General features: G+C 60.2%; 18 protein-coding genes. 10 read left to right on the top strand and 8 right to left on the bottom strand.

Annotated features, from left to right (window positions below; translation table 11 throughout):
* Positions 1-118: 118 nt before the first annotated feature.
* Entirely contained in the window at positions 119-1,744 is a 1,626-nt protein-coding gene (locus PMI31_RS14150) for an ABC transporter substrate-binding protein (RefSeq protein ID WP_008018744.1), read from the bottom strand.
* A gap of 471 nt (positions 1,745-2,215) precedes the next feature.
* Positions 2,216-2,932, bottom strand: a complete 717-nt coding sequence (locus tag PMI31_RS14145; RefSeq protein ID WP_008018743.1) for an SIMPL domain-containing protein — start codon at positions 2,930-2,932, stop codon at positions 2,216-2,218.
* A 305-nt stretch (positions 2,933-3,237) separates the two neighbouring features.
* Between PMI31_RS14145 and PMI31_RS14140 the strand changes: the two genes are divergently transcribed.
* The 9 genes from PMI31_RS14140 (at position 3,238) to PMI31_RS14100 (ending at position 14,855) form a co-directional block, all read left to right on the top strand.
* Positions 3,238-4,500, top strand: a complete 1,263-nt coding sequence (locus PMI31_RS14140; protein ID WP_008018741.1) for an ATP-binding protein — start codon at positions 3,238-3,240, stop codon at positions 4,498-4,500.
* Entirely contained in the window at positions 4,493-5,053 is a 561-nt protein-coding gene (locus PMI31_RS14135) for a response regulator transcription factor (protein ID WP_008000948.1), read from the top strand. Before PMI31_RS14140 ends, PMI31_RS14135 begins: the two co-directional genes overlap by 8 nt.
* Positions 5,054-5,150: 97 nt before the next feature.
* Positions 5,151-6,878: an ABC transporter ATP-binding protein/permease gene (locus PMI31_RS14130; RefSeq protein WP_008018740.1), complete on the top strand. Its 1,728-nt coding sequence runs from the start codon at positions 5,151-5,153 to the stop codon at positions 6,876-6,878.
* A 180-nt stretch (positions 6,879-7,058) separates the two neighbouring features.
* Positions 7,059-7,808 carry a FadR/GntR family transcriptional regulator gene (locus tag PMI31_RS14125; RefSeq protein ID WP_008018739.1) on the top strand — a complete coding sequence of 250 codons (750 nt, stop codon included), beginning with the start codon at positions 7,059-7,061 and terminating at the stop codon, positions 7,806-7,808.
* Positions 7,809-8,223: 415 nt separating this feature from the next.
* The gene (kdgD, locus tag PMI31_RS14120) at positions 8,224-9,135 is read left to right on the top strand and encodes a 5-dehydro-4-deoxyglucarate dehydratase (protein ID WP_008018738.1); all 912 of its coding nucleotides are present in this window, start codon (positions 8,224-8,226) and stop codon (positions 9,133-9,135) included.
* A gap of 59 nt (positions 9,136-9,194) precedes the next feature.
* Positions 9,195-10,634 carry an aldehyde dehydrogenase family protein gene (locus tag PMI31_RS14115; protein ID WP_008018737.1) on the top strand — a complete coding sequence of 480 codons (1,440 nt, stop codon included), beginning with the start codon at positions 9,195-9,197 and terminating at the stop codon, positions 10,632-10,634.
* Between the two features lie 188 nt (positions 10,635-10,822).
* Positions 10,823-12,190 carry an MFS transporter gene (locus PMI31_RS14110; protein ID WP_008018736.1) on the top strand — a complete coding sequence of 456 codons (1,368 nt, stop codon included), beginning with the start codon at positions 10,823-10,825 and terminating at the stop codon, positions 12,188-12,190.
* Between the two features lie 11 nt (positions 12,191-12,201).
* Complete coding sequence (gene garD, locus PMI31_RS14105; RefSeq protein ID WP_008018735.1) at positions 12,202-13,755, top strand: galactarate dehydratase; 1,554 nt, start codon at positions 12,202-12,204, stop codon at positions 13,753-13,755.
* A gap of 158 nt (positions 13,756-13,913) precedes the next feature.
* Positions 13,914-14,855 carry an AEC family transporter gene (locus tag PMI31_RS14100; protein WP_008018734.1) on the top strand — a complete coding sequence of 314 codons (942 nt, stop codon included), beginning with the start codon at positions 13,914-13,916 and terminating at the stop codon, positions 14,853-14,855.
* 81 nt (positions 14,856-14,936) lie between these two features.
* Here the strand turns inward: PMI31_RS14100 and PMI31_RS14095 are convergent, their stop codons facing one another.
* The 6 genes from PMI31_RS14095 to gatC all read right to left on the bottom strand — a co-directional run bounded on the left by PMI31_RS14095 (position 14,937) and on the right by gatC (position 20,154).
* Entirely contained in the window at positions 14,937-15,317 is a 381-nt protein-coding gene (locus tag PMI31_RS14095) for a carboxymuconolactone decarboxylase family protein (RefSeq protein ID WP_008018733.1), read from the bottom strand.
* On the bottom strand, positions 15,314-16,375 hold the full coding sequence (locus PMI31_RS14090) for a calcium/sodium antiporter (RefSeq protein ID WP_008018732.1): 1,062 nt from the start codon (positions 16,373-16,375) through the stop codon (positions 15,314-15,316). The genes PMI31_RS14095 and PMI31_RS14090 overlap by 4 nt, the downstream gene beginning before the upstream one ends.
* Positions 16,376-16,425: 50 nt before the next feature.
* Positions 16,426-16,800, bottom strand: a complete 375-nt coding sequence (locus PMI31_RS14085; protein WP_008018731.1) for a septal ring lytic transglycosylase RlpA family protein — start codon at positions 16,798-16,800, stop codon at positions 16,426-16,428.
* A 142-nt stretch (positions 16,801-16,942) separates the two neighbouring features.
* Positions 16,943-18,388 (bottom strand): Asp-tRNA(Asn)/Glu-tRNA(Gln) amidotransferase subunit GatB, encoded by a 1,446-nt coding sequence (gene gatB, locus PMI31_RS14080; protein ID WP_008018730.1) that lies wholly within the window; start codon positions 18,386-18,388, stop codon positions 16,943-16,945.
* Between the two features lie 10 nt (positions 18,389-18,398).
* Positions 18,399-19,850, bottom strand: a complete 1,452-nt coding sequence (gene gatA / locus PMI31_RS14075) for an Asp-tRNA(Asn)/Glu-tRNA(Gln) amidotransferase subunit GatA (RefSeq protein WP_008018729.1) — start codon at positions 19,848-19,850, stop codon at positions 18,399-18,401.
* A 16-nt stretch (positions 19,851-19,866) separates the two neighbouring features.
* Complete coding sequence (gene gatC / locus PMI31_RS14070; protein ID WP_007976465.1) at positions 19,867-20,154, bottom strand: Asp-tRNA(Asn)/Glu-tRNA(Gln) amidotransferase subunit GatC; 288 nt, start codon at positions 20,152-20,154, stop codon at positions 19,867-19,869.
* A gap of 211 nt (positions 20,155-20,365) precedes the next feature.
* On the opposite strand from gatC, the gene mreB reads away from it, so the two are divergent.
* Complete coding sequence (mreB, locus tag PMI31_RS14065) at positions 20,366-21,403, top strand: rod shape-determining protein MreB (RefSeq protein WP_002555108.1); 1,038 nt, start codon at positions 20,366-20,368, stop codon at positions 21,401-21,403.
* Positions 21,404-21,529 lie beyond the last annotated feature (126 nt).

Here is a 21,529-nt window from a genome sequence, read left to right as displayed (position 1 = left end):
AATGGCAACGCGTCCCCACCCGATGCTGTAGTCAGCTGCGGATCTGGATGTAGGCGAATTCCTGCTTTCTCGGTAGATAAAGCAGCGGCGACGTCAGAAACGTCGCCGCTGCAAAACCTTATTTGCTGACGCTGACGCCGTAGAAGGAGTTCAAGCCAAATGGGCTGATCTTGAAGTCCTGCACTTCGGCACGCATGGGTTGGAACACCGTCGAGTGAGCGATAGGTGTCATTGGAACAGCATCTTTGAGGACGTGTTGCGCCTGCTTGTACAGTTCGGTGCGCTTGGCCTGATCGGTCGTGCGCTTGGCTTCTTTCACGATGCCGTCGAACTTCTTGTCGCACCACTTGGAGAAGTTGTTGCCTTGCAGGGAGTCGCAGCCGAACAGCACGTTCAGCCAGTTGTCCGGGTCACCGTTGTCGCCGCTCCAGCCAATCAGCATCGCGCCGTTCTCGCCGCCTTTGGAGCGCTTGATGTACTCGCCCCATTCGTAGCTCTGGATTTTGGCCTTGATACCGATCTTCGCCCAGTCGGACTGCAGCATTTCTGCCATCAGCTTGGCGTTCGGGTTGTACGGACGCTGTACCGGCATCGCCCACAGAACGATTTCGGTGCCTTCCTTCACACCGGCTTCCTTGAGCAGCTCTTTGGCTTTCTCAGGGTTGTACGGTGCATCCTTGATAGTGGTGTCGTAGGACCACTGGGTCGGTGGCATGGCGTTGACCGCCAGTTGGCCGGCGCCCTGGTAAACCGAGTCGATGATCTGCTGCTTGTTGACGGCCATGTCCAGTGCCTGACGCACTTTCAGTTGGGCCATCGGGTTCGGCTTGTCGTCACCCTTGATCTTGTCCATCACGTTGTAGGCGATGTAACCCAGGTTGAAACCAGCCTGGTCAGGCACTTTCAGGGTTTTGTCTTCCTTGAGCGCCTTCAGGTCGGCCGGACGCGGGAACAGAGTGATCTGGCACTCGTTCTTCTTCAGCTTCTGGATACGTACCGACGGGTCGGTGGTGATGGCGAAGATCAGGTTGTCGATCTTCACGTCGTCAGGCTTCCAGTAGTCCTTGTTCCCGGTGTAGCGGATGTTGGAGTCTTTCTGGTAGCTCTTGAACACGAACGGACCAGTGCCAACCGGCTTCTGGTTGATGTCGGCGGCCTTGCCTTCCTTGAGCAGCTGGGCAGCGTACTCGGCGGACTGGATCGAGGCGAAACTCATGGCCATGTTCTGGATGAACGCGGCGTCAACTTCCTTGAGGGTGAACTTGACGGTGTGGTCGTCGACTTTATCGATCTTGGTGATGTTGGTGTCCATCCCCATGTCGGTGAAGTACGGGAATTCGGTCGGGTACGCCTTACGGAACGGGTCATCCTTGTTAATCATGCGATTGAAGGTGAACAGCACGTCGTCGGCGTTGAACTCACGAGTCGGCTTGAAGTACGGAGTAGTGTGGAACTTCACGCCTTCACGCAGGTGGAAGGTGTAAGTCAGGCCGTCATCGGAGATGTCCCACTTGGTCGCCAGACCAGGAGTAACGGCGGTGCCGCCGCGCTCGAACTGGGTGAGGCGGTTGAACATGGTTTCTGCAGAGGCGTCGAAGTCGGTTCCGGTGGTGTATTGACCTGGATCGAAACCGGCCGGGCTCCCTTCGGAGCAGAACACCAGGTTAGTCGCTGCTTGGGCGAACGGTGCGCTGGCTAACAAGCTTGCGCCAACTAAAAACGGAATGACCGCGTGTTTAAGCATGGTGGCCTCATGATTTGTTGTCATTTTTGGAATTAGAGGACGACCTCGTGAGTCGTGCCTGCGGATACTTATGCAGGGGCCATACCCAATGCAAGATCCAGAGTGACTACAAGCCTTAAACGGTGGCACGAACGTACCTTAATGTCGCATTTGTATAACTCCTGACGCATTTGACCGTTTGCGCAGCTTTTTTACGGTGCAAACGACGCACTTTCAGGGTGCGTCATGAACGCCGGGTGCTCCCGATCAGGGCGGGGTGTTACTTATTTATACCCCGTTTTGTGCGGTGGGTATGGCGTGAATAAGAGTGGTTATTGTTGCACCGATAGTGGCCAATCAATCTCAGTTGCACCCGGTGCAACTGCCGGCTTTTCTCAGTGGACTATCCAGTTATAGCTCATGCCTGAAAACTGCCCAAAAAAAACGGCGATCATGTGAGCGATCGCCGTTTTATGTTTACGGGCTATCGATTCAAGGCATCAGCACTTCAATCGAACCATCGGCGGTCATGCTGACCTGGCTGGTGCCGGCTTCGACATCCGGCGTCACCGGTGCGGCGTCCATGGCGGCGGCTTTCATCATCATCGGCGCGCGCAGGTAAGGCTGTGGATAACCGTTGCTGTTGAGGTTCAGGTTGACGATCTTGTAGCTCTTGCCGCCGAGGGCATCGGTGGCCAGTTGAGCGCGGGCCTTGAAGGCGGTCACGGCGTCCTTGAGCAGGGCGTCTTCGCTGGCCTTGCGGGTCGGGGTGGCGATGGCGAAGTCCATGCCGCCCATTTTCAGGTCGGTGAGCAGTTCGCCGGTCAGCTTCGACAGCGCGGCGAAGTCCGAGCTTTCCAGGCGCAGTTCGGCGCGCTCGCGCCAGCCGGTGATTTTCTGGCCCTTGGTGTCGTAGATCGGGTAGCTGTTGCGACTGCCCTGGCGCAGGGTGATGTCCTTGACTTGCTTGGACTTGGCCAGCGCCTTGTTCATGGTGGTGCTGACGTCGGCGGCGAGTTTGGCCGGGTCGCTGTTCTGTTCTTCGGTGTAGAGGGTCACGATCATCAGGTCGCGGGCCACTTCCTGACTGACTTCGGCGCGCAGGGAAATCTGGTTGTAATGAAGCTCGTCGGCCGCCAGGGCCGGGAGGCTGGCGACGGTGCCAGCGCTCAGGGCGAGGAGGGCAGCGCTGCGGCGGAATGTGTGCATGAAGGCTCCTTGAAAGGTGCGCAGGGGTTCGGTCCGGGCCTGCGTGAAACCATCAGACTCTAGCTTTTATGCTCTGGTTCGCACAGTTACAACTTCTATACAGATGCGCATGCCCTTTGTAGGAGCGAGCTTGCTCGCGAAAAATCCGAAAGCGCCACGGAGAGTCAGAATTCCCGCGTAATCGTTGGCGACCATCGCGAGCATGCTCGCTCCTACATGTGGCCGTTTGCCGCAGTTTTGCCTGTCGGCCCCCGCGCTTGGTTATACTCCCAGCGATCCGCCTGGAGCGCTCATCAGGAGAGCTCATGCTCGCCCCCGTTCAAATCACTTCCGCCACTCGCCAGAACCTCTGGCGGCTGACGTTCATCCGCACGTTGGTGCTGGCCGCCCAAGCCGGTTCCGTGGGCTTGGCCTACTGGCTCGAATTGCTGCCGCTGCCCTGGTTTCAACTGGCCGCAACCCTCGGCTGTTCGATGCTGTTGTGTGTGTTCACGGCGATTCGCCTGCGCACCTCGTGGCCAGTGACCGAGCTCGAATATGCCGTGCAACTGGCCTGCGACCTGTTTATCCACAGTGCATTGCTGTATTTCTCCGGTGGCTCGACCAACCCCTTTGTCTCCTACTATCTGGTGCCGCTGACCATTGCCGCGGTGACGTTGCCATGGCGTTATTCGGTGATCCTGTCGGGTATCGCGCTGACGATGTACACGCTGTTGCTGGCACAGTTCTACCCGCTGCAAACCTTCCCGATCGCTCGGGAAAACCTGCAGGTATACGGGATGTGGTTGAGCTTCGCCCTCGCCGCCGCCGTGATCACGTTCTTCGCCGCGCGCATGGCCGAAGAGTTGCGCCGTCAGGAAGAGCTGCGCGCCATTCGTCGCGAAGAAGGCCTGCGCGATCAGCAGCTGCTGGCCGTCGCCACCCAGGCCGCCGGTGCGGCCCATGAACTGGGCACGCCGCTGGCGACCATGAGTGTGCTGCTCAAGGAAATGCGTCAGGACCACCATGACCCGATGTTGCAGGACGACCTGAGCGTTTTGCAGGATCAGGTCAAACTGTGCAAGGAAACCTTGCAGCACCTGGTGCGCGCCGCGGAGGCCAATCGCCGTTTGGCGGTGGAGATGCAGGACGTCACCGATTGGCTGGATGAAGCCCTCAATCGCTGGCACCTGATGCGCCCGGAAGCCAGTTATCGCTTCCAGCGCCTCGGCCAGGGCGCAGTGCCGCGCATGGCGCCGCCGCCGGACCTGACCCAGGCTTTGCTGAATCTGTTGAACAACGCCGCCGATGCCTGCCCCGAAGGGCTGCAAGTGACGCTGGACTGGGATTCGGAAAACCTCACCATCAGCATTCGTGACCATGGTGCCGGTGTGCCGCTGGCCATTGCCGAGCAAATCGGCAAACCGTTTTTTACCACCAAGGGCAAAGGCTTCGGCCTGGGCCTGTTTTTGAGCAAGGCCAGCGTGACACGCGCCGGCGGCTCAGTGAAACTCTACAGTCATGAGGAAGGCGGCACGCTCACCGAGCTGCGCCTGCCCCGTGTCGCCCGAGGAGACGAACATGAGTGACGAGATCCAAGTCGAAGGCGAAGAACTGCCGCATTTGTTGCTGGTCGATGACGACGCCACATTCACCCGCGTCATGGCCCGCGCCATGGCCCGCCGCGGTTTTCGCGTCAGCACTGCCAGTTCCGCCGAAGAGGGCCTGGAACTGGCCAAGGCCGATCTGCCGGATTACGCCGCCCTGGACCTGAAGATGGACGGCGATTCGGGCCTGGTGCTGCTGCCCAAGTTGCTGGAAATGGACCCGGAAATGCGCGTGGTGATCCTCACCGGCTATTCGAGCATTGCCACTGCCGTCGAGGCGATCAAGCGCGGTGCCTGCAACTACCTGTGCAAACCGGCGGACGCCGACGATGTGCTGGCGGCCCTGCTGTCCGAACACGCCGACCTCGACAGCCTGGTACCGGAAAACCCGATGTCCGTGGACCGCCTGCAGTGGGAACACATCCAGCGCGTGCTGACCGAACACGAAGGCAACATCTCCGCCACGGCCCGCGCCCTGGGCATGCACCGCCGCACCCTGCAGCGCAAACTGCAGAAGCGCCCCGTTCGCCGCTGAACCGGTGCTGAACGAATGCGGGCCGTATCTCGCAACGAACCGAACCGATCCTCTATGATCGGTTCGTGCGTGTTCTTTTCTCTATCGAGCCTTTTCCATGAATCAGAACGCTGAGTATTCCGCGGTCAACGATGCCGTGCGCGGGCGGTTTTTTCGCAAAGTGTGGGCGATGATCACGCCTTACTGGCGCAGTGAAGAGAAGATCAAGGCCTGGACACTGCTGATCGCGGTGATTGCGCTGTCGCTGATCAGCGTGGGCATCTCGGTGTGGTTCAACACCTGGTACAAGGACTTCTACAACGCCCTGCAAAAGAAGGACGAGGCAGCGTTCTGGCAACTGATCCTGTATTTCTGCGCGATTGCGGCGGTGGCGATCGTCGGCGCGGTGTATCGGCTCTACCTGACGCAGATGCTGACGATCCGCTGGCGGGCATGGCTCACCGAAAAGCATTTCACCCGCTGGCTGGGTGACAAGAACTACTACCAGCTGGAGCAGGGCGGTTACACCGATAACCCGGACCAGCGGATTTCCGAAGACCTCAACAACTTCACCTCGAACACCCTTGAGCTGGGTATCGGGTTGCTGCGCAATATCGTCAGCCTGGTGTCGTTCTCGATCATTCTGTGGGGTGTGTCGGGCAGTATCGAAGTGTTCGGCATCACCATTCCTGGCTACATGTTCTGGTGCGTACTGGTTTACGCGGTGGTCGGCAGTTGGCTGACACATTTGATCGGTCGTCGCCTGATCGGCCTGAACAACCAACAACAACGTTTCGAAGCCGACCTGCGTTTTTCCATGGTGCGGATTCGCGAGAATGCCGAAAGCATTGCGTTGTACAACGGCGAGCCGAACGAAAATCGTCGGTTGAGCGGCCGCTTCGGGATGGTCTGGCATAACTTCTGGGACATCATGAAAGTGTCCAAGCGCCTGACTTTCTTCACCGCTGGTTACAGTCAGGCCGCGATCATCTTCCCCTTCATGGTGGCGGCGCCGCGTTATCTCTCCGGCAAGATCGAACTCGGCGAACTGATGCAGATCAGCTCGGCATTCGGTAACGTGCAGGAAAGCTTCAGCTGGTTTATCAGTGCGTACCAGAGCCTCGCTTCCTGGCGCGCTACCTGCGATCGTCTGTTGAGCTTCCACCAGGCCATGAGTGACAACGAAGGGCGTGCACCGGCGATCGACGTACAGAATTCGGGCTCCGTTCTGAAGGTGCACAACCTCGGCCTCGACCTGGCCGAAGGTCGTCACCTGCTGACCAACGCCGACATGACCGTGGAGGAGGGCGACCGCGTGATGCTCAGCGGTCGTTCCGGCAGCGGCAAGTCGACCCTGCTGCGGGCGATGGGGCATCTGTGGCCGACCGGCCACGGCAGTATTCGCCTGCCATCGGCGCGCTACCTGTTCCTGCCGCAAAAACCGTATTTGCCGATTGGCGCCCTGCGTGATGTCCTCAGTTATCCACAGCCCGGCGATACCTATCCGAATGAGCGCTACGTGCAGGTGCTGGAAACCTGTCGCCTGCCGCACCTGATTGCCCGTCTCGACGAAGCCAACCACTGGCAGCGCATGTTGTCGCCGGGTGAGCAGCAGCGCCTGGCCTTTGCCCGTGCGCTGCTTTATGCACCGCAATGGCTGTATATGGACGAAGCGACCTCGGCGATGGACGAAGAAGACGAGGCCACGCTGTATCAGGCGCTGATCGATGAGTTGCCGGGGTTGAGCATTGTCAGCGTCGGTCATCGCAGCAGTCTGAAGCGCTTCCATCCGCGCCACATCCGTATCGAGAATGGCCATCTGGTGGATCAGACCGTGACCGCATAAGCGTCATGCCCCCCCGTAGGAGCTGGCTTGCCAGCGAAGAACGATAACGCAGTTCCACAGACAAACCGCGTTACGGCTATCGCTGGCAAGCCAGCTCCTACAGGGGTGAGGTGATCGTACAACCGCGTTGCGCTATGATGCGCGTTACAGCAGCCGAACTTTTCGAGACAGATGTTCACCATGGAAAACCCGAACGACGCACCACGCCTCCCACGCAAGCGCCGCAGCCTCGCTCAGGAACTGGTGACGGTGCTGTCCGAGCAGATCCGCGATGGTCATCTCAAGCGTGGCGACAAGCTGCCTACCGAGTCGGCCATCATGGATGCCCATGGTGTCAGCCGCACCGTGGTGCGCGAAGCGATATCCCGTTTGCAGGCGGCCGGCCAGGTGGAAACCCGCCACGGTATCGGCACTTTCGTGCTCGACACGCCGAGCCCGAGCGGCTTTCGTATCGACCCGGCTACGGTGGTGACCTTGCGCGATGTGCTGGCGATCCTGGAGCTGCGCATCAGTCTTGAGGTGGAGTCTGCCGGGCTGGCGGCGCAACGTCGCAGTCCGGAACAACTGGCCAACATGCGCGCTGCCCTCGATGCCTTGAATGAAAGCGCCGCCCATGCCAGTGATGCCGTGGCGTCGGATTTCGCCTTCCACCTCGAAATTGCGCTGTCCACCGGCAACCGCTACTTCACCGACATCATGACCCACCTGGGCACCAGCATCATTCCGCGCACACGGCTCAATTCCGCGCGACTGGCCCATGACGACCAGCAGCACTACATGAGTCGCCTGAGCCGTGAGCACGAGGAAATCTACGACGCCATTGCCCGTCAGGATTCCGATGCGGCCCGTGCGGCGATGCGCCTGCACCTGACCAATAGCCGCGAGCGGTTGCGTCATGCCCATGAAGAGGCTGAGGCGCAGCGGGGGTAAGCAATTTGCCCCCAGGTATTGCTTGCCTGATCTACCGCCATCGTCGGAACGCCGCCCGGAGCAAGTCGCTCCCACAGTGTCTTGTGTCGATCACAAAATTGAGATCATGCACCCGATCCCTGTGGGAGCGAGCTTGCTCGCGATAGGGCCGTAAGCCATAAAACAAAACCCGTAGATTTCGTGAATCTTCCGACAACGTATCTCTGAAGCACTGGTTTATCCAGACGCTTCCATCCTGCATGCCTGCGCTGAAAGCCGCTTAAACTCTACTTCCCAACCTTTCTTGTCGAACAATTTTTCCCCGCAGCGATGAAATGCAGTTGACGGTTGTATTTTAAGTTGTACGATGACCTACAACTTCAGCGCGGGCTGAACGGTTTTTTCACACAACGTCGCTATCCAGGGTGTTCGAATAATGAATCCACAAGAACTGAAGTCCATCCTCTCTGCCGGTCTGCTGTCTTTCCCGGTCACCGATTTCAATGCTCAGGGCGACTTCAATCGCGCGGGTTACATCAAGCGTCTCGAATGGCTGGCCCCATACGGCGCCTCGGCGCTGTTCGCCGCGGGCGGCACCGGTGAGTTCTTCTCCCTGGCCGCCAGCGAATACTCGGAAATCATCAAGACCGCCGTCGACACCTGCGCCAGCAGCGTGCCAATCCTCGCCGGTGTCGGTGGTTCGACCCGCCAGGCTATCGAATACGCTCAGGAAGCCGAGCGTCTGGGCGCCAAAGGCCTGTTGCTGCTGCCGCACTACCTGACCGAAGCCAGCCAGGACGGCGTTGCCGCTCACGTTGAAGCCGTGTGCAAATCGGTGAACATCGGTGTGGTGGTCTACAACCGTAACGTCTGCCGCCTGAACGCGCCGCTGCTGGAACGTCTGGCCGAGCGCTGCCCGAACCTGATCGGTTACAAGGATGGCCTGGGTGATATCGAGTTGATGGTGTCGATCCGTCGCCGCCTCGGTGATCGCTTCAGCTACCTGGGTGGCTTGCCGACCGCTGAAGTCTACGCCGCGGCCTACAAGGCCCTGGGCGTACCGGTCTACTCCTCGGCGGTGTTCAACTTCATCCCGAAAACCGCGATGGACTTCTACCACGCCATCGCTCGCGAAGATCACGCCACCGTTGGCAAGATCATCGATGACTTCTTCCTGCCGTACCTGGACATCCGTAACCGCAAGGCCGGTTATGCGGTGAGCATCGTCAAGGCCGGGGCAAAAATTGCCGGCTACGACGCAGGTCCCGTGCGTGCACCGCTGACAGATCTGACCGGCGAAGAGTACGAAATGCTCGCCGCGCTGATCGACAAGCAGGGTGCGCAATAACAACGATCAAACCGGAGCCGCTGAGCGATCAGCGGCTTTTTGCGTGAGGAGAACGACTCGTGACAAAGCGCTACGACAACTACATCAACGGTGAATGGGTCGCCGGTGCCGATTACTCGGTCAACATCAACCCGTCCGAACTGAGCGACGCCATCGGCGACTACGCCAAGGCTGACCTGGCGCAGGTCCACGCCGCCATCGACGCCGCCCGTGCCGCATTCCCGGCGTGGTCGGTTTCGGGCATTCAGGCCCGTCACGATTCCCTGGATAAAGTCGGTACCGAGATCCTCGCCCGTCGCGAAGAGCTCGGCACCCTGCTGGCCAGGGAAGAGGGCAAGACCCTGCCTGAAGCCATCGGCGAAGTGACCCGCGCCGGCAACATCTTCAAATTCTTCGCCGGCGAGTGCCTGCGTCTGTCCGGCGACTTTCTGCCGTCGGTGCGTCCAGGCGTCAACGTTGAAGTCACTCGCGAAGCCTTGGGCGTGGTCGGTCTGATCACCCCGTGGAACTTCCCGATTGCCATCCCGGCATGGAAAATCGCTCCAGCCCTGGCCTACGGTAACTGCGTCGTGCTCAAACCTGCCGACCTGGTACCGGGTTGCGCCTGGGCCCTGGCCGAAATCATCTCACGCGCCGGCTTCCCGGCCGGTGTGTTCAACCTGGTGATGGGCAGCGGTCGCGTGGTAGGCGATGCACTGGTCAACAGCCCGAAAGTCGATGGCATCAGCTTCACCGGTTCCGTGGGCGTGGGTCGTCAGATCGCGGTCAACTGCGTATCGCGTCAGGCCAAGGTCCAGCTGGAAATGGGCGGCAAGAACCCGCAGATCATTCTCGACGACGCCGACCTCAAGCAAGCGGTCGAGTTGTCGGTGCAGAGCGCGTTCTATTCCACTGGCCAGCGTTGCACCGCATCGAGCCGCTTCATCGTCACCGCCGGCATCCACGACAAATTCGTCGAAGCCATGGCCGAGCGCATGAAGTCGATCAAGGTCGGTCACGCCTTGAAGGCTGGCACCGACATCGGTCCGGTGGCCTCCCAAGCTCAACTTGAACAGGACATGAAGTACATCGACATCGGCCAGTCCGAAGGTGCACGCCTGGTCAGCGGCGGTGGTCTGGTGACCTGCGATACTGAAGGCTTCTTCCTCGCGCCAACCCTGTTTGCCGACAGTGAAGCCGCGATGCGCATCAGCCGTGAAGAGATCTTCGGCCCGGTAGCCAACGTGGTGCGCGTGGCCGACTACGACGCCGCGCTGGCCATGGCCAACGACACCGAGTTCGGCCTGTCGGCGGGCATCGCCACCACCTCGTTGAAATACGCCAACCACTTCAAGCGCCACTCCCAGGCCGGGATGGTGATGGTCAACCTGCCGACCGCCGGTGTGGATTACCACGTTCCGTTCGGTGGGCGTAAAGGTTCATCCTATGGATCACGTGAGCAAGGTCGCTATGCGCAAGAGTTCTACACGGTCGTGAAGACCAGCTACATCGGCTCGTAACAAGAAACACCGCGGTATTGGCAACGATACCGCGCCCCCTGTAGGAGCGAGCTCGGCTCGCGATGGTCTCGAGGTCGCGAAGTTCAGCCTGATGCCCCGCGTCATCGTTGACCACCATCGCGAGCAAGCTCGCTCCTACAGAACACCGTTATTACCCGCATAAAAATAATCAGTGGGAGTACATCTACATGCAATCGACCAAGCCGACTCACGTCCGCTATCTGATCCTGCTCATGCTGTTTCTGGTGACCACGATCAACTACGCCGACCGCGCTACCATCGCCATCGCCGGCTCCAGCCTGCAGAAAGACCTGGGCATTGATGCCGTTACCCTCGGCTACATCTTCTCCGCATTCGGTTGGGCCTACGTGGCCGGGCAAATTCCCGGTGGCTGGCTGCTGGACCGTTTCGGTTCGAAAAAAATCTATGCGTTGAGCATCTTCACCTGGTCGCTGTTCACGGTCCTGCAGGGGTATGTCGGCGAGTTCGGCATGTCCACGGCGGTGGTTGCGCTGTTCATGCTGCGTTTCCTGGTGGGCCTGGCCGAAGCGCCGTCCTTCCCCGGTAACGCGCGCATCGTGGCGGCCTGGTTCCCGACCGCTGAACGCGGCACCGCCTCGGCGATCTTCAACTCGGCGCAATACTTCGCCACCGTGCTGTTCGCACCGCTGATGGGCTGGATCGTCTACAGCTTCGGCTGGCAACACGTGTTCATCGTCATGGGCGTGATTGGCATCATCTTCTCAGGGATCTGGCTCAAGGTTATCCACAGCCCGCGCCAGCATCCGATGATCAATGACGCCGAGTTCAAACACATCGCCGACAACGGCGGCATGGTCGACATGGACCAGGACAAGGGCAAAGGCAAGAAAGTCGACGGCCCGAAGTGGGACTACATCCGCCAACTGCTGACCAACCGCATGATGCTCGGCGTGTACCTGGGCCAGTACTGCATCAACGGCATCACTTACTTCTTCCTGACCTGGTTCCCGGTGTACCTGGTACAAGAGCGCGGCATGACCATTCTCAAGGCCGGTTTCATTGCGTCCTTGCCAGCGATCTGCGGCTTCATCGGTGGTGTGCTCGGCGGGGTGATTTCCGATTACCTGCTGCGCAAGGGCCATTCGCTGACCTTCGCCCGCAAGGCGCCGATCATCGCCGGCCTGCTGGTTTCCAGCAGCATCGTGGCGTGCAACTACGTCGATGTTGAATGGATGGTCGTCGGCTTCATGGCCCTGGCATTCTTCGGCAAAGGCGTTGGTGCATTGGGCTGGGCGGTGGTGTCCGACACCTCGCCGAAGCAGATCGCAGGCCTGAGCGGTGGCCTGTTCAATACCTTCGGCAACCTGGCTTCCATCACCACGCCGATCGTCATCGGCTACATCATCAGCTCTACCGGTTCGTTCAAGTGGGCGCTGGTGTTTGTCGGTTGCAACGCGTTGGTCGCGGTGTTCAGCTATCTGGTCATCGTGGGCCCGATCAAGCGTGTGGTGCTCAAAGAGCCACCAGCGAACGGTTCTGAAGCCCCTGGCAAAATGTCTCAAGCGCATTCCTGAGGAGCGGCGTCATGCAGTTGATTGAACATTCCGACTCGCCGCGCTACATCCGCCTGCACGAGCGGGACAACGTAGTGATCGTGGTCAACGATCAGGGGGTTCCGGCCGGTACCGAGTTTGCGGACGGCCTGGTCACCGTGGACTTCGTGCCACAGAGCCACAAGGTCACCCTGGAAGACATTCCCGAAGGTGGTCAGGTGATTCGTTACGGCCAGACCATCGGCTACGCCTTGCAGCCGATCCCCCGCGGCAGTTGGGTCAAGGAAGATCAACTGCGCATGCCCACTGCGCCGCCGCTGGACAGCCTGCCGCTGTCCACCGACGTGCCGGCCGCGCAGGCACCGCTGGAAGGCTACACCTTCGAGGGTTATCGCAACGCCGATGGCACCGTCGGCACGCGCAACATTCTCGGTATCACCACCACCGTGCAATGCGTGACCGGCGTGCTCGATCATGCGGTCAAGCGTATCAAGGCCGAGTTGCTGCCCAAGTACCCGCACGTCGATGATGTGGTGGCGCTGACCCACAGCTACGGCTGCGGCGTGGCGATCACCGCCACCGATGCCTACATCCCGATCCGCACCGTGCGCAACCTGGCGCGCAACCCGAACCTGGGCGGCGAAGCCCTGGTGATCAGCCTGGGCTGCGAGAAATTGCAGGCCGGACAGGTGATGCACGACAACGACAGCTCGGTGGATCTCAGCGAGCCGTGGTTGTACCGCTTGCAGGATTCCAGTCACGGCTTCACCGAGATGATCGAGCAGATCATGACGCTGGCCGAAGTCCGTCTGAAGAAACTTGATCAACGCCGCCGGGAAACCGTGCCGGCGTCCGAGCTGATCCTCGGCATGCAGTGCGGCGGTAGTGATGCGTTCTCCGGCATCACCGCCAACCCGGCACTCGGCTATGCCTCGGACCTGCTGCTGCGGGCTGGTGCGACGGTGATGTTTTCCGAAGTCACCGAAGTGCGCGATGCCATTTATCTGCTGACCTCCCGCGCGGAAAACCAGGACGTCGCCCAGGAACTGGTGCGGGAAATGGACTGGTACGACCGTTACCTGGCCAAGGGCGAAGCGGATCGCAGTGCCAACACCACGCCGGGCAACAAGAAGGGCGGGCTGTCGAACATTGTCGAGAAATCATTGGGCTCGATCGTCAAGTCCGGCAGCAGCGCGATCAATGGTGTGCTTGGCCCTGGCGAGCGTTTCAAGCGCAAAGGCCTGATCTTCTGTGCGACCCCGGCCAGCGACTTTGTCTGCGGGACGTTGCAGTTGGCGGCGGGGATGAACCTGCATGTATTCACTACCGGTCGCGGCACGCCTTACGGTTTGGCCATGGCGCCGGTGGTGAAGGTCTCGACCCGGACCGAACTGGCGCAACGCTGGCCGGACCTGATCGACATCGACGCCGGGCGCATTGCCACCGGGCGCGCATCTATCGAGGAGCTCGGTTGGGAGCTGTTCCACTATTACCTGGATGTTGCCAGTGGGAAGAAACTGACGTGGGCGGAGCAGCATAAGCTGCATAACGACATTACCCTGTTCAACCCGGCGCCTATTACCTGAGACCGCGTTATCGTTCTTCGCTGGCAAGCCAGCTCCTACAGGGATTGCGCTGAACCTGTAGGAGCTGGCTTGCCAGCGAAGGCGATCTACCAGACGCCAACGTCCCCAGTGGCTTATCATTAGCCCCCTAACGACGCACACCCCAAGGTCCTCCCGGCATGCTGGCAATTTTCCTCGAAACCCTGAACATCACCGCGCCGGTGTTTGCCATGCTGTTTCTGGGGGGGCTGCTCAAACGCATCGACTGGATCAATGACAATTTCATCCACACGGCGTCGGCATTGGTGTTCAACGTCACCATGCCGGCGCTGCTGTTTCTGGGCATCCTGCATGCCGATCTGCACGCGGCGTTGCAACCGGCATTGCTGATCTACTTTTCCGTGGCGACTCTGGTGTGCTTCGCGATTGCCTGGGGCTGGGCGATCCTCAAGTGCCCAAGAGAGGATCGCGGGATCTACACCCAGGGCGCCTTTCGCGGTAACAATGGGGTCATCGGCCTGGCACTGGCGGCGAGCATGTACGGCAGCTACGGGATTTCCCTCGGGGCAATTCTCGCTGCGTTGGTGATCCTGTTTTACAACACCCTGTCGACCATCGTGCTGGCGGTGTACAGCCCGGTGATCAAGTCCGATCCCTGGAGTATCTGCAAAAGCGTGTTCAGCAACCCGCTGATCATCAGCGTGATTGCGGCTGCACCGTTCGCCTTTTTCAAGATCGGCTTGCCGGGATGGCTCGAGACCTCCGGCCAGTATCTGGCGCAAACCACGTTGCCACTGGCGTTGATCTGCATCGGCGGTACGCTGTCGCTGGCGGCGCTGCGCAAAAGCGGCAACATGGCGCTGAGTTCAAGCCTGGTGAAGATGATCGGCCTGCCGGTGCTGGCGACGCTGGGTGCATGGCTGTGGGGTTTTCGTGGTGCGGAGCTGGGGATTCTGTTTCTGTACTTCGGCAGCCCGACCGCCGCTGCCAGTTTCGTCATGGCCCGGGCGGCGGATGGTAACCATGAACTGGCGGCGGCGATCATCGTGATCACCACGCTGATGGCGGCGGTCACCACCAACATCGGGATCTTCTTTTTGCAGTGGGGTGGGTGGATCTGACTGGCAGTTTTGCTGTGTACTTTCAGACCTCTTCGACTTGCCCGCGATGGCGCCAGATCAGGCAACCTGAATTTCAAAGACTCACTCTGGCTTCTGGTAGCTGTCGATCACTTCCTGCGCCGCGCGAAACGCATCGATCGCCGCCGGCACGCCGGCATACACCGCGCAATGCAGCAGCGCTTCGCGAATCTCTTCCACGGTGCAGCCGTTGTTCAGTGCACCGCGTACGTGACCTTTCAACTCCTGCGGGCACTTGAGTGCGGTCAACGCGGCGAGGGTGATCAGGCTGCGGGTCTTCAGCGGCAGGCCGTCGCGATTCCATACACCGCCCCAGGCGTGTTCATTGACGAAATCCTGCAGCGGCTGGGTGAACTCGGTGGCGTTGCCCAGTGCGCGGTCGACGAAGGCGTCGCCCATCACTTGGCGGCGGACTTCAACGCCGGGTTTTTTATTCTCGGTCATGGGATTTCCCTCTTATGGTGTTGGCGACGCCAGGCGCGCAGCGACGTGAACAGCAAAAACGCCACCAGCGCCGGCAGGACGAAAAACAGCATCAAGTGTTCCAGCTTGCCGGCCAGTGGCATGCCCGTGGTGAACGACACCACGTGCAGCCCATACGCCAGGTACAAACCCAGAAACAGCAGGCCTTCGGCGCGGGTCACCCGGTAGCCGGAGTAGAACACTGGCAGGCACAGCGCCGCGACGCCGAGCATCACCGGCAGGTCGAAATCCAGGGCGTTGGGCGACACCGATAGCGGCGACGGCGCCACCAGCGCGGTAAAGCCGAGCACGCCCAACAGGTTGAACAGGTTGCTGCCAATCACGTTGCCCACGGCAATATCACGCTCGCCGCGCATTGCGGCGATCAACGAAGTGGCGAGCTCAGGCAGTGATGTGCTGACGGCGACGATGGTCAGGCCGATGATCCGCTCAGACAACCCAAGGTCGGTGGCGACCGCAACGGCAGCCCCCAACAGCAAGTGCCCGGCGTACACCAGCATCGCCAACCCGGTGACGATCATCAGCAGGCTGCTCAGCCATGGCGCTTGCGCATGGTGGTCATGGCTCGATACTGGCCGCGCCGAATGCCGTGACTGGCGCAGCAACAAGCCCAGGTAAATCGCCAGTGCTGTCAGCAACATCACGCCGTCGGCACGGGTCAGTTCTTCATTCCAGGCGAGTACGAACACCAGCAGGCTGGCGCCGATCATCAGCGGAATATCCAGGCGTACCAGTTGCCGGGAAACCCGCAACGGGATGATCAGTGCGGACAACCCGAGGGTGACGAGGATGTTGAAAATACCGCTGCCGATCACACTGCCGACGGCAATATCGGCGTTATGCGCCAGGGTCGCTTGCAGGCTGACCGCCATTTGCGGCGCGCTGCTGCCGAGGGCGACGATGGTCAGGCCGATGATCAGCGGACGTATGTGCAACCGCGCGGCAATGCGTACGGCGGCGCGTACCATCAATTCGGCGCCAACGATCAGCAGGAGCAATCCGCTGAGCAATTCGATCACGCTGATCAGGGGTAAATCGGCTAATCCGAAAATGGTCGGGGCTCCATCGGTCAGTCGTCGAGGGCCTGGACCCGCACCCGAGCTGTGCCGCTTTTGATCATGCCCAGGCGTGCGGCGGCTTCGTGGGACAGGTCGATCAGGCGGCCACGGGTGTGCGGCCCGCGATCATTGATACGCACCACGCAGGATTTGTCGTTATTCAGATTAGTCACCTTCACCCGCGTACCGAAGGGTAGCTGGCGATGGGCGGCGGTCATGGAATTCTTGTCGAAACGCTCGCCATTGGCGGTGCGTTTGCCTTGGTGTTTGGCACCGTAGTACGAAGCCACACCGGTTTTGTCGTAGCCATGCGGGTCGACGGTGTCAGTGCTGGCGCAACCGGCCAGGAGCGAGAGGAGGGCGCAGGCGCCAAGCAGACGTTTCATTCGAAGGTTTCCCGAAATAACTGTAGGAGCCAGCTTGCTCGCGATGGTGTGTCAGTCACTTTGATGCCAACTGACATTCCATCGCGAGCAAGCTCGCTCCTACAAGGTTTTGAGCCAGGACTGAAATCTGGCTCCATTTCTATCAGCCTTCGAGTTTGCTTTTGAGCAATTCGTTCACTTGTTGCGGGTTGGCCTTGCCTTTGGAGGCTTTCATGGCCTGGCCGACGAAGAAGCCGAACATCTTGCCGCGCTTGGCTTCATCTGCCGCGCGGTATTGTTCGACCTGCTCGGCGTTGGCCGCGAGCATTTCGTCCAGCACCGCCGAGATGGCGCCGCTGTCGGTCACTTGCTTGAGGCCGCGCTTGTCGATGATCTCGTCCGCGCTGCCTTCGCCGTTGGCCATCGCTTCGAACACCACCTTGGCGATTTTGCCGGAGATGGTGTTGTCCTTGATGCGCAGCAGCATGCCGCCCAGAAGCTCTGCGGAAACCGGCGACTGTTCGATGTCCAGGCCTTGCTTGTTGAGCAGGCTGCCCAACTCGACCATCACCCAGTTCGCCGCCAGTTTGGCGTCGCCGCTGATGCTCGCGACTTGCTCGAAGTAGTCGGCTTGCTCACGGCTGGTGGCCAGCACGTTGGCGTCGTATGCCGACAGACCGAACTGCGCCTGGAAGCGCTCGCGCTTCTGCGGTGGCAGTTCCGGCAGGGTGGCGCGCACGTCGCTGAGGAACGAGTCCTCGATGACCACCGGCAGCAGGTCTGGATCAGGGAAGTAACGGTAGTCGTTGGCTTCCTCTTTGCTGCGCATCGGACGGGTCTCGTCCTTGTTCGGATCGTACAGACGGGTCTGCTGGATCACTTTGCCGCCGTCTTCGATCAGTTCGATCTGACGCTGGATTTCGCTGTTGATCGCCTTCTCGATGAAACGGAACGAGTTGACGTTCTTGATCTCGCAGCGCGTGCCGAACTCGGCCTGGCCTTTCGGGCGGATCGACACGTTGCAGTCGCAACGCAGCGAGCCTTCGGCCATGTTGCCGTCACAGATGCCCAGGTAACGCACCAGCGCGTGGATCGCCTTGACGTAAGCCACGGCTTCCTTGGCGCTGCGCATGTCCGGCTCGGAAACGATCTCCAGCAACGGCGTGCCGGCACGGTTCAGGTCGATGCCGCTGGCGCCGCTGAATTCTTCGTGCAGGCTCTTGCCGGCGTCTTCTTCCAGGTGCGCGCGGGTGATGCCGACACGTTTGACCGTGCCGTCTTCCAGGGCGATGTCCAGGTGGCCCTTGCCGACGATCGGCAATTCCATCTGGCTGATCTGGTAGCCCTTGGGCAGGTCCGGGTAGAAGTAGTTTTTACGGGCGAACACGTTGTGCTGGCCGATCTCGGCGTCAATCGCCAGACCGAACATCACCGCCATGCGCACCGCTTCCTGGTTCAGCACCGGCAGCACGCCGGGCATGCCCAGGTCTACGAGGCTGGCCTGGGTGTTCGGCTCGGAACCGAAGGTGGTGGAACTACCGGAAAAGATTTTCGACCGGGTGGTGAGCTGGGTGTGAATCTCCAGCCCGATCACGACTTCCCATTGCATGTGTGTCTCCTCAGAAGCCGGTTGGGGTGCGGGTGTGCCAGTCAGTATTCAACTGGTACTGGTGCGCAACATTAAGCAAGCGGCCTTCCTGGAAATACGGAGCGAGCAGTTGCACGCCGACCGGCAGACCATCGACGAAACCGGCCGGCATCGACAGGCCTGGCAGGCCCGCGAGGTTGGCGGTGATGGTGTAGACGTCTTCCAGGTACGCAGCGACCGGGTCGCTGTTCTTGGCGCCGAGCTTCCAGGCCGGGTTTGGCGTGGTTGGGCCGAGGATGATGTCGACCTCATTGAAGGCGGCCATGAAGTCGTTCTTGATCAAGCGACGAATCTTCTGCGCCTTCAGATAGTAGGCATCGTAGTAACCGGCGGACAGGGCGTAGGCACCGACCATGATGCGGCGCTGCACTTCTGTCCCGAAACCTTCGCCACGGGAGCGCTTGTACAGGTCTTCGAGGTTTTTCGGGTCTGCGCAGCGATAGCCGAAACGCACGCCATCGAAACGCGACAGGTTGGAAGAGGCTTCGGCCGGAGCGATCACGTAGTACGCAGGAATCGCGTGCTGCATGTTCGGCAGGCTGATTTCCTTGACCACGGCGCCGAGCTTTTTCAGCTCTTCGACGCTGGCCATGACCAGATCGGCAATGCGCGGGTCGAGACCGGCGCTGAAGTACTCTTTCGGCACACCGATACGCAGGCCTTGCAGCGAGCCGTTGAGGCTGGCGCTGTAGTCCGGCACAGGCTCGTCGATGCTGGTGGAGTCGTTCGGATCGAAGCCGGCCATACCTTGCAACAAAATTGCGCAGTCTTCGGCAGTGCGAGCCAAAGGGCCGCCCTGATCGAGGCTGGAGGCGTAAGCGATCATGCCCCAGCGCGACACACGACCGTACGTCGGTTTCAGGCCGGTGAGGTTAGTCAGGGCCGCAGGCTGACGAATCGAACCACCGGTGTCGGTGCCGGTGGCCGCAGGCAGCAGACGAGCGGCAACTGCCGCCGCCGAGCCACCGGACGAACCGCCTGGCACGTGTTCCAGGTTCCACGGGTTTTTCACTGCGCCGTAGTAGCTCGACTCGTTGGCCGAACCCATGGCGAACTCGTCCATGTTGGTCTTGCCCAGGGTCACGGCGCCGGCAGCGGCCAGCTTGGCGACGACGGTGGCGTCGTACGGGGCCTTGAAGTTGTCGAGCATCTTCGAGCCGCAGCTGGTGCGAATGCCCTGGGTGCAGAACAGGTCCTTGTGGGCGATCGGCGCGCCGAGCAGGGCGCCGCTCTCACCATTGGCGCGGCGTGCATCAGCGGCTTTCGCCTGCGTGAGCGCCAGGTCCTCGGTGAGGCTGATGAAACTGTTGAGCTGTGGATCGAGCAGGGCGATGCGCGCCAGCAGGACTTTGGTCAGCTCTTCGGAGGAAAACTTTTTATCGGCGAGTCCGCGGGCGATCTCGGCCAGAGTCAATTGATGCATTGCAGGCTCTTTCCCTTTAGTCGATGACTTTCGGAACCAGGTACAGGCCGTTTTCGACCGCTGGTGCGATGGACTGGTAGGCCTCGCGGTTATTGGTCTCGGTCACGACGTCTGCGCGCAGGCGCTGGCTGGCTTCCAGCGGGTGGGCCAGCGGTTCGATACCGTCGGTATTGACCGCCTGCATTTCGTCGACCAGCCCGAGAATGCTGTTGAGGGCCGAAGTGATGTGTGGAAGATCGGCATCATTGAGGCCAAGGCAGGCCAGATGAGCGATTTTTTCCACGTCGGAGCGTTCTAGCGCCATTGGGATTCTCCAGTGGAAAACAAAACGGACGGCGTCCGTGTGTTAGATTGTCGGAACACTACCGCACTTCTACGGTCATAAGGCCGCGATTGTGGGGCTTGGTGCACAGAAAAGCGGCCAATTTAACATATTGGCGCCTTGCCCAAAATCCCTGTCGTTGTTAGAGTTTGCCGCACTTTTTTACCCACGCGTTGCCTAGGGTCCCTTTCCCATGTTCAAGAAACTGCGTGGCATGTTTTCCAGCGATCTTTCCATTGACCTGGGCACTGCCAACACCCTTATTTACGTGCGCGAGCGCGGTATCGTCCTGAATGAGCCCTCCGTTGTGGCCATTCGGACACACGGTAACCAGAAAAGTGTCGTTGCTGTCGGCACCGAAGCCAAGCGCATGCTCGGCCGTACTCCGGGCAACATTGCTGCCATTCGTCCGATGAAGGACGGCGTTATCGCCGACTTCAGCGTGTGCGAAAAAATGCTGCAGTACTTTATCAACAAGGTTCACGAAAACAGCTTCCTGCAGCCTAGCCCTCGCGTGTTGATCTGCGTTCCATGCAAATCCACCCAGGTTGAGCGTCGTGCCATCCGCGAATCGGCCCTCGGTGCCGGTGCCCGCGAAGTATTCCTGATCGAAGAGCCAATGGCCGCTGCCATCGGTGCCGGCCTGCCGGTTGAAGAAGCCCGCGGTTCGATGGTCGTGGATATCGGTGGCGGTACCACCGAAATCGCGCTGATCTCCCTGAACGGTGTGGTGTACGCCGAATCCGTCCGCGTTGGCGGCGACCGCTTCGACGAAGCGATCATCACCTACGTGCGTCGCAACTACGGCAGCCTGATCGGTGAATCCACCGCCGAGCGCATCAAACAGGAAATCGGTACGGCCTACCCGGGCGGCGAAGTTCGCGAAGTCGACGTACGTGGCCGTAACCTGGCCGAAGGCGTTCCACGCGCATTTACCCTGAACTCCAACGAAGTGCTGGAAGCTCTGCAAGAGTCCCTGGCAACCATCGTTCAGGCCGTGAAAAGCGCCCTGGAGCAATCGCCTCCGGAATTGGCTTCCGACATCGCCGAGCGCGGCCTGGTACTGACCGGTGGTGGCGCCTTGCTGCGTGACCTGGACAAGCTGCTGGCCCAGGAAACCGGTCTGCCGGTGATCGTTGCCGAAGACCCGCTGACCTGCGTTGCTCGCGGTGGTGGCCGTGCATTGGAAATGATGGATAAACACACCATGGACCTGCTTTCCAGCGAATAAGTCGCCGGATCGCCTCTATGCTGTTGAGCGCGCAGGCGGCACTTTGCAGTGCTGCCTGTTCGCGTTTATCTTCTGTCAGTCTGCATCCAGGCCGGATTGCCGCCGTATGAATAAACAGAACATTTG

Source organism: Pseudomonas sp. GM55, from assembly GCF_000282395.1.
GTDB lineage: Bacteria > Pseudomonadota > Gammaproteobacteria > Pseudomonadales > Pseudomonadaceae > Aquipseudomonas > Aquipseudomonas fluorescens_CC.
This window is presented reverse-complemented; position numbering and strand designations above follow the sequence as displayed.